The organism is Protofrankia symbiont of Coriaria myrtifolia (assembly GCF_900634755.1).
In the GTDB taxonomy this organism is placed as follows: Bacteria; Actinomycetota; Actinomycetes; order Frankiales; family Frankiaceae; genus Protofrankia; species Protofrankia coriariae.
Genome location: NZ_CAAAFS010000031.1, coordinates 18,501 through 30,207 on the forward strand (window position 1 = coordinate 18,501; position 11,707 = coordinate 30,207).

The 11,707-nt window shown below is 69.8% G+C and carries 10 protein-coding genes and 2 pseudogenes; 10 read left to right on the top strand and 2 right to left on the bottom strand.

All coding sequences use genetic code 11. The features are described from left to right. The first annotated feature begins 2 nt into the window (after positions 1–2). The 3 genes and pseudogenes from CM1CMNOD_RS01585 (at position 3) to CM1CMNOD_RS01595 (ending at position 3,637) form a co-directional block, all read left to right on the top strand. Positions 3–961: pseudogene (locus tag CM1CMNOD_RS01585) on the top strand (ABC transporter permease). Between the two features lie 19 nt (positions 962–980). Further along, a complete protein-coding gene (locus CM1CMNOD_RS01590; protein ID WP_013871942.1) occupies positions 981–1,904 on the top strand; it encodes an ABC transporter permease in 924 nt (307 codons plus the stop codon). Beyond that, positions 1,901–3,637 (top strand): dipeptide ABC transporter ATP-binding protein, encoded by a 1,737-nt coding sequence (locus CM1CMNOD_RS01595; RefSeq protein WP_013871943.1) that lies wholly within the window; start codon positions 1,901–1,903, stop codon positions 3,635–3,637. Before CM1CMNOD_RS01590 ends, CM1CMNOD_RS01595 begins: the two co-directional genes overlap by 4 nt. Here the strand turns inward: CM1CMNOD_RS01595 and CM1CMNOD_RS01600 are convergent. Next, positions 3,589–4,685: pseudogene (locus CM1CMNOD_RS01600) on the bottom strand (LLM class flavin-dependent oxidoreductase). The gene CM1CMNOD_RS01595 and the pseudogene CM1CMNOD_RS01600 sit on opposite strands and share 49 nt — an antisense overlap. Positions 4,686–5,160: 475 nt before the next feature. Between CM1CMNOD_RS01600 and CM1CMNOD_RS24255 the strand changes: the two are divergent. The 7 genes from CM1CMNOD_RS24255 (at position 5,161) to CM1CMNOD_RS23825 (ending at position 10,592) form a co-directional block, all read left to right on the top strand. Then, positions 5,161–5,283: a putative leader peptide gene (locus tag CM1CMNOD_RS24255; protein WP_431307066.1), complete on the top strand. Its 123-nt coding sequence runs from the start codon at positions 5,161–5,163 to the stop codon at positions 5,281–5,283. Between the two features lie 280 nt (positions 5,284–5,563). Further along, positions 5,564–6,985 (top strand): NtaA/DmoA family FMN-dependent monooxygenase, encoded by a 1,422-nt coding sequence (locus CM1CMNOD_RS01605; protein ID WP_013871944.1) that lies wholly within the window; start codon positions 5,564–5,566, stop codon positions 6,983–6,985. Next, positions 6,982–8,166, top strand: a complete 1,185-nt coding sequence (locus tag CM1CMNOD_RS01610) for an LLM class flavin-dependent oxidoreductase (RefSeq protein ID WP_013871945.1) — start codon at positions 6,982–6,984, stop codon at positions 8,164–8,166. The genes CM1CMNOD_RS01605 and CM1CMNOD_RS01610 overlap by 4 nt, the downstream gene beginning before the upstream one ends. A 28-nt stretch (positions 8,167–8,194) precedes the next feature. Further along, a complete protein-coding gene (locus CM1CMNOD_RS01615) occupies positions 8,195–9,328 on the top strand; it encodes an LLM class flavin-dependent oxidoreductase (RefSeq protein WP_013871946.1) in 1,134 nt (377 codons plus the stop codon). Then, on the top strand, positions 9,325–10,065 hold the full coding sequence (locus CM1CMNOD_RS01620) for a GNAT family N-acetyltransferase (RefSeq protein WP_013871947.1): 741 nt from the start codon (positions 9,325–9,327) through the stop codon (positions 10,063–10,065). Before CM1CMNOD_RS01615 ends, CM1CMNOD_RS01620 begins: the two co-directional genes overlap by 4 nt. A gap of 103 nt (positions 10,066–10,168) precedes the next feature. Further along, positions 10,169–10,354, top strand: a complete 186-nt coding sequence (locus tag CM1CMNOD_RS01625) for a hypothetical protein (RefSeq protein WP_013871948.1) — start codon at positions 10,169–10,171, stop codon at positions 10,352–10,354. Next, entirely contained in the window at positions 10,341–10,592 is a 252-nt protein-coding gene (locus tag CM1CMNOD_RS23825; RefSeq protein ID WP_206438199.1) for a helix-turn-helix domain-containing protein, read from the top strand. Before CM1CMNOD_RS01625 ends, CM1CMNOD_RS23825 begins: the two co-directional genes overlap by 14 nt. A gap of 313 nt (positions 10,593–10,905) precedes the next feature. Here the strand turns inward: CM1CMNOD_RS23825 and CM1CMNOD_RS01630 are convergent, their stop codons facing one another. Beyond that, a complete protein-coding gene (locus tag CM1CMNOD_RS01630; protein WP_013871949.1) occupies positions 10,906–11,634 on the bottom strand; it encodes a tyrosine-protein phosphatase in 729 nt (242 codons plus the stop codon). Positions 11,635–11,707: the final 73 nt, after the last annotated feature.

The following is an 11,707-nucleotide window of genomic DNA, read 5'->3' on the forward strand; positions in this document are numbered from 1 at the left end:
GGATGCGACGTTACGTGATCAGGCGTCTCGCGCAGGCGGTCGGCGTGCTGTGGGCGGCCTACACGCTGTCGTTCCTGGTGCTGGACTACCTGCCCGGCGACCCGGTCTCGGCGATGGCCGGCGCCGGGATGGACTCCTCCGTCGTCGATCCGGCGCGGCTTGACGAGCTGAAGAAACAGTACGGGTTCGACAAGCCGGTGCTGGTGCAGTAGCCGACTATCTGGGCAGGGCGCTGCGCGGTGACTTCGGCAACTCGGTGTCCACCGGTCGGTCGGTGACCTCCGTGATCGCCGACGCGCTGCCGCAGACGCTGCAGCTCACCGGCATGGCGCTGCTGCTCGCGACGCTCTTCGGCGGCGGGCTGGCCCTGTTCGCGACCTACACCTCGCAGCGCTGGCTGCGGCAGATCCTGCTGTCGCTGCCGTCACTGGGAGTGTCGATCCCGACGTTCTGGATCGGTCTGATGATCGTCCAGCTGTTCTCCTTCCGGATACGGCTGTTTCCGGCCTTCGGCAACGACGGGCTGCGTGGCCTGATCCTGCCGGCGGTCACCCTGGCGATCCCCACCGGCGCGATGGTCGCGCAGCTGCTGGCCAAGAGCCTGCTCACCACGCTGGACGAGCCATATGTGCAGACGGCCCGGGCCAAGGGCGCCGGACGGGCCCGCATCCACCTCGGCCACGCGTTGCGTAACGCCTCCCTGCCAGCACTGACGATCATCGGTCTGCTGGTCGGGCAGCTGATGGCCAACGCCGTCGTGATCGAGACGGTCTTCGCCCGCAACGGCCTCGGCCGGGTTACCGCCGCCGCGGTCTCCATCCAGGACATCCCGGTGGTGCAGGGGGTCGTCGTCTTCGGCGCGCTGGTCTTCGTGCTGGTCAACCTGGTCGTCGACCTGATCTACCCGCTGTTGGACCCGCGGATCGTGGTAGCCGCCACCGCGCGAAGGAGTACCGCGTGAGCGTGCGAAGGAGCACCCCGTGAGCCGGTCACTGGCCGCCGACCCGGCCACCCGGGCCGGGCTCGAAGCACAGGTCGAAGCAACAGCGCCGACGCCGGGCCCGCGGCTGGGCGTGGACGTGCGGCGGCTGTCGCGGTTCTTCCTGCGCCGCCCCGGCCTGGTGCTGTCGCTGATCGTGGTGGCGCTGGTGGCGCTGGCCGCGTTCTGGCCGACGTTGTTCACCGGGCGTGACCCGCTGCTGGGGGTGCCGGCCGACAACTTCCAGCCGCCCAGCGCCCACCACTGGTTCGGTACCGACGAACTGGGCCGCGACACCTACGCCCGGGTCGTGCACGGGGCGGCGCTGTCACTGAAGGCGACGCTGATCGCTGTCGCGGTCGCGTTCGTCGTCGGTGGGACACTCGGGCTGGTCGCCGGATTCGTCGGCCGCTGGGTCGAGGACGTGCTGATGCGCTTCGTCGACGTGCTGCTGTCCATCCCGGCTCTGTTCCTGTCGCTGGCGCTGGTGACGGCGCTGGGATACGGCACGGTGAAGGTCGCCGTCGCGGTGGGGATCGCCAGCGTGGCCAGCTTCGCCCGGGTCATGCGCGCCGAGGTGCTCAGGGTGCGCCAGGCCGTCTTCGTCGAGGCCGCGCGTTCGTCGGGGACACGCTGGTACAGCGTGCTCGGACGGCATGTGCTGCCCAACGCGACAGGGCCGGTCATCGTGCTGGCAACGCTCGACTTCGGGACCGCGGTGCTGGCGGTGTCCTCACTGAGCTTCCTCGGTTACGGCGCCGCGCCGCCGGCGCCGGAGTGGGGCACGCTCGTCTCCGACGGCCGCAACTACCTGGCCAACGCGTGGTGGCTGTCGACGCTGCCCGGCCTGACCGTGGCGGCGACGGTACTGGCGACCAACCGCATCGCCCGCGCACTGGACGGAGAATGGGCCAACCAACGATGACCGATCACCGTACCGACAGTCACGGCGGCACCGGCGCGGGCCTGCTCGCGATCCGGGGGCTGTCCGTGTCGTACCGCACCCGCACCGGGCCGTTGCCCGCCGTCCAGGGCGTCGACCTCGACGTCGAGCCGGGCGAGATCGTCGCACTGGTCGGCGAGTCCGGCTCGGGCAAGAGCACGCTGGCGCACGCGATCGTCGGGCTGCTGCCGGCCGGGGGACACATCGACGCCGGCAGCGTCCGGTTCGGCGGCCACGACCTCGCCGCCCTGTCGGAGCGGGAACTTCGTGCCATCCGCGGTGCCCGGATCGGGCTCGTCCCGCAGGACCCCACCGTCTCCCTCAACCCGGTGAAACGGATCGGCGTCCAGGTGGCAGAGGTGCTGCGCATCCATCGGCTGGCCACCCGTCGTTCGGCTCCGCTGGAGGCGGTCGCGCTGCTGGAGCGGGCCGGCCTCGCCGAACCGGAGATCCGTGCCCGGCAGTATCCGCACGAGCTGTCCGGCGGCATGCGGCAGCGGGCGCTGATCGCCATCGCGATCGCGGCACAACCCAAGATGATCATTGCTGACGAGCCGACCAGCGCCCTGGACATCACCGTGCAGCGGCTGATCCTCGACCATATCCAGCACCTGGCCGACGAGCTCGGCACCGCCGTCCTGCTCGTCACCCATGACCTCGGTGTCGCCGCGGACCGCGCGCAACGCATCGCGGTGATGTCGCAGGGCCGGATCGTGGAGAGCGGGCCCACAGCCCAGATTCTCGACAGCCCCCGCGACCCCTACACCCAGCAACTGCTGCACAGCGCCCCGAGCCTCGCCGTCGTACACACCGCGCATACCGTGCCGCGGGCCCGAACGTCACCTTCGGTAGCTGTCGAACCTTCGGTCGTCGCCGAGCAGCCACTCGTCGTGGTCGACAACCTCGTCAAGGAGTTCCCGCTGCCCCGTACGGCCGGCGGCTCCGCCCGTACGCTACGCGCGGTCAGTGACGTCAGCTTCACCGTCAACCGCCACGAGACGCTGGCCCTGGTCGGTGAGTCGGGTTCGGGCAAGTCCACCACCGCCCGCCTCGTCCTGCGCCTGGTGGATCCGACCGCCGGCCGGATCGTGCTGGACGGTGACGACGTCACGGCCGCCAGGGGAGCGCGGCTGCGGCGGCTGCGCCGGCAGGCTCAGATCATCTACCAGAACCCCTACGCGTCCCTCGACCCACGGTTCTCGATCAAAGAGGTGATCGCTGAACCGTTGCGCGCGTTCGGGGTCGGCGACCGGGCTTCCCGCACCGCCCGCGCCCGGGACCTGCTCGACCGGGTCGCGCTGCCGGCCTCGGTCCTCGAACGCAGACCCGCCGAGCTTTCCGGTGGGCAGCGGCAGCGGGTCGCGATCGCCCGCGCGCTGGCGCTGGCACCCCAGCTCGTCGTCTGCGACGAGCCCGTCTCCGCCCTGGACGCGTCCGTGCAGGCGCAGGTCCTCGAACTGCTCGCCGAACTGCAGGCCGACACCGGCGTGGCCTATCTGTTCATCTCACACGACCTGGCCGTCGTGCGGCAGATCGCCCACCGGGTGGCGGTGATGCGGGCCGGGCAGATCGTGGAGACCGGCCCGACGGACGACCTGTTCACCAGCCCCCGGCACGACTACACCCGCGCGCTGCTGGAGGCGATCCCCAGATGGTCGCAACAGCGTCAGGCCGCTTCGCCCAGCAGCGGACGCACACCCTCGGCGAAGGCGTAGGCCTCCTCCAGGTGCGGGTAGCCCGACAGGACGAACTCCTCGACGCCGACGGCGCGGTACTCGGCGATCCGCTCGGCGACCTCCTCGTGGCTGCCGACCAGGGCGGTGCCGGCGCCGCCGCGCACCAGGCCGATGCCCGCCCACAGGTTCGGCCCCACGACCAGCCGGTCGCGCGAGCCGCCGTGCAGGTCGAGCATCCGCCGCTGGCCCACCGACTCCAGGGTGCGCAGCCGTCGCTGCCCGGCGGAGATCGCGGCGTCGTCCAGGCCGGCGATGAGCCGGTCGGCGTCGGCCCACGCCCGGTCGGCGGTATCCCGGGTGACGACGTGGATGCGCAGGCCGAACCGTAGCCGCCGGCCCTGTTCCGCGGCCAGCTCACGCACCCGGTCGATCTTCTCGGCAAGCAGGGCCGGCGGCTCGCCCCAGCTCAGGTAGACCTCGGCCTGCCGGGCCGCGACGGCCATCGCGGCCTCGGACGAGCCGCCCAGGTAGACCTCTGGCAGTGGAGTCGGCGGGTCGCGCAGCACGGCATTCTCAAGATCGTAGAACGTGCCGTGGTGGTCGAACTCGGCGCCGCTCCACAGTCGGCGCACGATCCGCAGGAACTCCTCGGCCCGCGCGTAGCGGGCGTCGTGGTCGAGCTGGTCGCCGTAGGCGCGCTGCTCGGCACCGCTGCTGCCGGTGACGACGTTGAGCTGCAGCCGGCCGTCCGAGAGCTGTTGGAAGGTCGCGGCCATGTGGGCGGCCAGCGCCGGTTCGATCAGGCCGGGACGGAACGCGACGAGGAACTTCAATCGGCGGGTCTGCGCGATCAGCGCCGCCGTCACACGACCCAGGCGTCGGCGCAGTGCGCGCCGGTCGGGGTCAGCACCGCCTCGTAGCCGAGCGAGTCGACGGCCTGCGCCAGCTGGGTGAGGTAGGTCAGTGACGCGGGCCGGCCGGCGCGGGCGGGTTCCAGCACCCCGCCGATGCCGAGCCCGTGCACTCCGGAGGCCAGGCTCCGGCCGTCACCCCCGGTTGGCAGGAACCAGTGGTAGCGCGTGGTCATAGTACGACCACGTTCGGGCGGGCGTTCGGGGCGTGTGCGGTCATTGTGGTCATCCGCCGATCCGATCTTCCGTCAGCCGTGCCCGGCGGAAATCGATTCGGCCGCATGTCCGCGGCTCTCGTATTCCGCGCGGGCGATCAAGCACGGGCGATCAAGGTAATTGATCAAGGCGATCGATCAAAATAATCGATCAAGATAATTGATCAGAATCGAATGATCAAACAATGCCGAGTATATCGATGGGAAATAGGCGTTGCCGGTGGCTCACGGTGGTACCTTCGAGAAAGGTCATGAGTGTCGGCGGCGGGCTGTGGCCTCGCTGGCCGGCGAGGCTCGCCGGCTGGCAGCCTCCCTCGCGGCGGGCGCCCCGAAGACGTGGGGCCGGCTGGGCGTTTCGGTCCACGGGCCGGGCGTCGGGCAGGGCCGGCCGGGCATCGATCGGCGGGAAGTATCGATCGACAGGAGGTGGCGGCGCATGCGGCTGATCCCAGGCCCGTCTGCCGTCCGCATATCCGGGTCACGACGTGGTGTGATCAGTTCGTTTCTGCGCCGGCACATCGATCTGTGCCGTGTCGCCGGCGCGCTCTGTCCACCCTGACCCGAGCCCCGCTGACCTGAGCATTTCTGACATACGCGCTGTCCGCCCGACCTGATCGGGTCCGGCCCGGATCCAGTTCGGGCCCGTCGTACCCGACGATCCGCCGCACTTGACGATCCGCCGCGCCCGACCTGGTCTGTCGCCGCCGACCCTACCGGCTCCCGCGCGTCGTGACCGGATGGGCCTGTTCCCGCTCGCGCTGACAGCGCCGCTCGTGTTGACACCGCCGCGCCGCCGGCCCACGGCCGCGCTGGCAACCGTCTGAAAGGGGTATCGGACGATGAGCAGGCCGATCAAGCAGATCCATCTCGCCGCGCACTTTCCAGGCGTCAACAACACCACCGTGTGGAGTGATCCGGCGGCGGGCAGTCATATCGAATTCGGCTCTTTCGTCCATTTCGCGCGGACCGCCGAACGCGGAAAGTTCGATTTCCTCTTCCTTGCCGAGGGGCTGCGGCTACGCGAGCAGAACGGGCTGATCCACGACCTCGACGTGGTGGGCCGGCCGGACACCTTCACGGTGCTGGCCGCGCTCGCCGCGGTCACCGACCGGCTCGGCCTGGCCGGCACGATCAACTCCACGTTCAACGAGCCCTACGAGGTGGCGCGGCAGTTCGCCAGCCTCGACCATCTTTCCGGCGGCCGGGCGGCGTGGAACGTGGTCACCTCCTGGGACGCCTTCACCGGCGAGAACTTCCGCCGCGGCGGCTTCCTGCCCGAAGATCAGCGTTACGCGCGGGCCAGGACGTTCCTGCGGACGGCCTGGGCGCTGTTCGACTCCTGGCGTGGTGACGAGATCGTCGCCGACGGGGAGACCGGGGTGTTCCTGCGCGACCCGCACCCGGGCAGGTTCACCCACCGTGACGCGCATTTCGACATCGCCGGCCAGTTCAACGTCCCGCGCAGCCCGCAGGGACGTCCCGTCATCTTCCAGGCGGGCGACTCCGACGAGGGGCGGGAGTTCGCCGCCTCAGGCGCGGACGCGATCTTCAGTCGGCACGGCGCCCTGGAGGCCGGGCAGGCGTTCTACGCCGACGTCAAGAGACGGCTGGCCCGCTATGGCCGTGCCCGCGACCAGTTGCTGATCCTGCCCGCGGCGACGTTCGTGCTCGGCGACACCGACGCCGAGGCCGCCGAGATCGCGCACGAGGTCCGGCTCCAGCAGGTCAGTGGTGGCACGGCGATCCAGTTCCTCGAGCAGCTGTGGAACCGTGACCTCTCCGACCACGACCCGGACGGGCCGCTGCCCGCCGTCGACCCCGATCCCGGGGAGCACACGGTCGCCCGCGGCCGGGCCAGCGTGCGCATGTTCGGGGACAGGCTGGCCACCGCGAACCAGTGGCGCCAGCTCGCCGAGGCGAAGAACCTCTCCACCCGAGAACTGATCATCGAGGTCACCGGGCGGCAGACGTTCGTCGGCTCCCCTGCGACGGTGGCCAGCGCGATCAACGATCTTGTGCAGGCCGACGCCAGCGACGGGTTCATTCTCGTCCCGCACGTCACCCCCGGCGGGCTGGACGGCTTCGTCGACACCGTGGTCCCGCTGCTGCAGGAACGGGGCGTGTTCCGCACCGAGTACGAAGGCGTTACCTTGCGTGACCATCTCGGTCTTGCGCCGCTCGTCCCCGCCGTGTCAGGCACGTCCGACGCGCCCGGTGCGTCCGCTGCCGGGCCGGGGTCGGCGGCGAGGGCCGTGTCGTGAAGTTCCTGACCATCACCCTGATCGTGCATGCCCCGAACCCGGTCACCGGGGCGCGGAAGTCGACCGCCGACCGGTTCCGCGAGGTGATCGACAACGCGCTGCTGGCCGAGGAACTCGGCTTTGACGGCTTCGGGGTGGGCGAACGGCACGAACGACCGTTCATCTCCTCCTCCCCGCCGGTGGTGCTCAGCCACCTGGCCGCGCTCACCAGCCGGATCCGGCTGTTCACCGCCGTCACCACGCTGAGCCTGCTCGACCCGGTGCGGGCGTACGAGGACTACGCCACCCTCGACCACCTCTCCGGCGGACGGCTGGAGCTGATCATCGGTAAGGGCAACGGCGCCGCCCAGCGGGAGCTGTTCCACGTCACCCCCGACGACCAGTGGGACCGCAACGCCGAGTCCTACGAGCTCTTCCGCCGGATCTGGCGCGAGGACAGGATCACCGCCGACCCACGGTTCCGCCCGGTGCTGCGGGACGCCGAGGTCTGGCCCCGGCCGCTGCAACAGCCGATCCGCGTCTGGCACGGCAGCGCCACCAGCAGGGAGTCGGTCGATCTGGCCGCCCGCTACGGGGACCCGCTGTTCTCGGCCAACGTCACCAACCCGATCGAGCCGTACGCCGAACTGGTCCAGTACTACCGTGAGCGGTGGGAGCATTACGGCCACGACCCGGCGCTGGCGGCGGTCGGTGCCGGCACGGCCGGCTACTACGCGGAACGCAACTCCCAGGACGCCATCGCCGCCTACCGGCCGGTGTTCGAGGGGTATCTCGCCTTCCAGCGGCGGCTCGATGTGGAACCGGTGTTCCCGACGCTGGAGGACTTCGTCGAACGCAGCTCCGCGCTGATCGGCAGCCCGCAGCAGGTCATCGAGAAGGTGCACCGTTACCACGAGCGGTTCGGGCACAGCGTGCTGCACCTGCACGCCGACGCCGGCGGCCTCACCGACGCCCAGCACCGCGCCAGCCTGGAGCTGTTCCAGTCCGACATCGCCCCGGTGCTGCGCCGCGAGATCCCGGACCCGCCCTGGCCGTGGGCCCCGGTGCTCGCCGAGCCGTCCCCGTCCGCCCCGCTCTCCTCGTCGTCTCAGCCGTCCTCGTCGTCGCCGTCGTCACCGAACGCATCGTCATCCGCCGCATCGTTACCGACCGTGGACGGACCCGCGCCCGCCGCCGTCTAGGCCGTGTCTATGAGTAAGGAAGCCTGTCATGGTCACGACTCCGCTCGCCGTCCTGGACCTCGTCCCGATCCCCGCCGGATCGACCGCGGCGCAGGCGCTGCGCAACAGCATCGATCTCGCCCAGCGGGCCGAGCGGTTCGGCTACGCCCGGTACTGGTTCGCCGAACACCACCTCAACCCCGGCGTGGCCGGCACCTCGCCGGCGGTCCTGCTGGCGCTGACGGCCTCGGCCACCTCGACGATCCGGCTCGGCTCCGGCGCCGTCCAGCTCGGGCATCGCACCGCCCTGTCGACGGTGGAGGAGTTCGGGCTCATCGACGCCCTGCACCCCGGGCGTCTCGACCTTGGCCTGGGTCGTTCCGGCGGGCGTCCGAACGAGGTGAAGCGTGAGCCGGCCCTGCTCGGCGCCGGCACAGCCGTCGTGGACGGACGCGCGCCCAACGGGCTGCGCGTCCCACACCGGTTCTCCTTCGAGCATCTGCTCAACTCGCCGCGCTTCGAGCTGCAGAAGGGGCTCCTGCAGCTCCCCGGCGCGCAGTCGCAGAACTACACTGAGCAGATCGGCGATGTCCTTGCCCTGCTGGCCGGCACCTACCGTTCCGCTGAGGGCGAACAGGCTCACGTGGTCCCCGGGGAGGGCGCGCAGGTGCAGGTCTGGATCCTCGGCAGCAGCGGGGGTGAGAGCGCGACCGTCGCGGGGGAGAGAGGGCTGCGCTTCGCCGCGAATTACCACGTCAGCCCTGCCACCGTGTTGGAGGCCGCCGAGGGCTACCGGGCCGCGTTCCGCCCGTCCGCCGAGCTTGAGCGGCCCTATGTCAGCGTCTCGGCCGACGTCGTCGTGGCCGAGGACACCGCCACCGCGCGGGAGCTGGCCGCCGGTTACGGGCTGTGGGTGCACAGCATCCGCACCGCGCTGGGGGCCATCCCGTTCCCGACCCCGCAGGAGGCACGCCGGCACGTGTGGAGCGACGCCGACCGCGAGCTGGTCGCAGACCGTGTCGAGACCCAGTTCGTCGGCTCGCCGGGGCAGGTCGCGGACCAACTGGAGCAGCTGCGCGACGCCACCGGCGCCGACGAGCTGATCATCACCACGATCACCCACGACCATGCGGACCGGGTCCGCTCCTACCAGCTGCTGGCCCAGGAGTGGCAGCGCCGTTGAGCCGCATCCCCGCCAGCCGGCAGGACCCGGACCAGCGGCATCCACTGGACAACCCCGCCCGCTGGTCGCTGACCGGGGCGCACGCGCATCTCGCCGAACGGCGTGGCAACGTGCTGCGCTACCCGGTCGACGTCTCCCCGTTCGTGGCACTGCCCGAACAGCCCGACGCCGCCGACTGGAACGACATGGCGGCCCTTGCCGGCCCGGGGGCGCTGGTCCCGCTCGCCGGGGTGTCGGTGCCGCCACCACGGGGGTGGGAAGTGGTCAGGCGCGGTGCCGGGGTGCAGCTTGTCGGCGACGGTCTCGCCGCCGCGCCCGACGACGAAGCCGTCCGGCTCCAGCCGTCGGACGTGCCGGAGATGCTTGCCCTGGTCGCCGCCACCAAACCCGGCCCGTTCCTGCCCCGCACCATCGAACTGGGCACCTACCTGGGCATCCGCCGCAACGGCGCGCTCGTGGCGATGGCTGGCGAGCGGCTGCACCCACCCGGCTGGACGGAGGTCAGCGCGGTCTGCACCGATCCCGCCTTCCGCAGCCAGGGGCTGGGAGGCCGGTTGGTGCGCGCGGTGGCCGCCGGCATCCGCGAACGCGGCGAAACCCCGTTCCTGCACGCGGTCGCGACCAACACCAACGCGATCCGGCTGTACCTCTCGCTGGGCTTCCGCTTCCGCCGCGAGGCGACTTTCCTCGCCGTCCGCGTCCCCGACCCCCTCCCCGAAAACGCCCCGGTCATCTGACCCGCGCGTGTGCTCTCGTTCCGAGAGTGGCATGAGGGGTGACCGTCCGCGCCGATCCGATGATCGACCAGTGGAAGCGTGAGACATCCTTCGAGGAGAAGCCATGGCAGAGGACACCAGCCCGGGCCAGTCGAGGTTCGTCCGCGGTAACGACCATCTTGACCGGCTGCTGTCCGACCCCCAGCTTGCCGCCGACGTCGCCAAGGCGCACGAGGCGGCGGAGACGGACCGGGCCCACACGAATGAACCTCGCGATGATCCGCAAAGCCGCGCAGATGACGCAGGCTGAGGTCGCCAAGAAGCTCGGGGTCGGCCAGGCCGCCGTCTCTCGTCTGGAGAGCCGCGAGGACATGCTGCTATCGACTTGCTCTCGCCATTTCGCCACCGCCGTGGGGTCGGGGGTGGGCTTCTCCAGTTCCCGCCACATCTGGGCGTTCGCCCAGGCCGTTGTCCCTGGGCGTCTTCGAATCCAGCGGACCGTTCGACGCGACCCGGCTCGGCCGCGCTCTCTCCTCCCACTTCCGTGACACTGACTGGATCATCCACCTCCCCGACACCTCCATGGCCTGGCGTACCCCCAGATCCAGGATCACCGCTCCGCTCAATTCACAAGGGGCCGCGCTTGAGTCTTCATCCCCGACCGTTCCTGCGACTATTACTGCGCTTGCCTTTCCCCGCAGTCTCCGGAACAACCCCAGCCGTACTGATTCAGATTCTTCCCCGCAGCCCCGTCCTCCCTCCAAAATACAGCGCAACGATCTCAGTCGCGGACGATAAGGCGTGCTGTAACGGACGGCGATATTTAATTTCCCCCACAGGTTGCGGGTTCGCGGGACAGATTCAGGGATGCAATAGCTGTCTGCGAAGTGCTGTCACCAGGCCGTCGTCAACGTCGAGTTGCTCAGCGGCATAGCCATACACCGACCCGTACCGCGTAATCAGGTCGGCTAGGAAGAACCGCATGATCTCAGCAGGGGCGCGGCCGTAGGCGGGCCACCTGAGAGTCAGGTCGGGGTAATCAGCGTGCCATTCAGCGACCAGGCGTTCGGTGGCTAGCTCGGTCAAGGTAAAATCGGCGACGATGTCGTCCTCGTGTACCCCGAGCAGAGCAAGAACCAGCATGGCCAGCAGACCGGTGCGATCTTTGCCGGAGTGGCAGTGGAAGACCAGCGGAGTGGTGCTGTCGGCAATGACATTCAATGCACGCCGCAGCTCCTTGATGCCGTCGTGGGCGATTTCGGTGTACCTGTCGGCCAGGAAACGGGCGGGCTCGACGTCCGAGTCTAGGCCTGCCTGGTTATACGGCTGATGCTCGATACTCAGGTTGTGGTAGGACAGCTCCTGATAGTGCGGGACGCGTCCACTGCGTTTGATCTCCCAGGGATATCGAAGGTCGATTACGGTACGGATATCCAGGGCGAGGAAACGATCCCAGTCCTGGCCCCGCAGCTTACCCAGCGAGTCGGAACGAAACAGCCGACCCCAGCGCACCGTGCGGCCATCAGCGGCCCAGTAGCCACCCAGATCCCGGAAGTTGTGCAGACGCTCAAACGCAATATGTCTCCTCACATGGGTCACCTTACGACGACCCGCACTGACCGCCGCTGTTCTCCCAGCTCCCGCATCCCGCGCAACCTCGACC

Bases quoted from the DNA above. Each gene is read 5' to 3' on its own strand.
- CM1CMNOD_RS01615 (WP_013871946.1), top strand. From the start codon at position 8,195: ATGGTCACGACTCCGCTCGCCGTCCTGGACCTCGTCCCGATCCCCGCC.
- CM1CMNOD_RS23825 (WP_206438199.1), top strand. From the start codon at position 10,341: ATGACGCAGGCTGAGGTCGCCAAGAAGCTCGGGGTCGGCCAGGCCGCC.
- CM1CMNOD_RS24255 (WP_431307066.1), top strand. From the start codon at position 5,161: ATGCGGCTGATCCCAGGCCCGTCTGCCGTCCGCATATCCGGGTCACGA.
- CM1CMNOD_RS01625 (WP_013871948.1), top strand. From the start codon at position 10,169: ATGGCAGAGGACACCAGCCCGGGCCAGTCGAGGTTCGTCCGCGGTAAC.
- CM1CMNOD_RS01595 (WP_013871943.1), top strand. From the start codon at position 1,901: ATGACCGATCACCGTACCGACAGTCACGGCGGCACCGGCGCGGGCCTG.
- CM1CMNOD_RS01605 (WP_013871944.1), top strand. From the start codon at position 5,564: ATGAGCAGGCCGATCAAGCAGATCCATCTCGCCGCGCACTTTCCAGGC.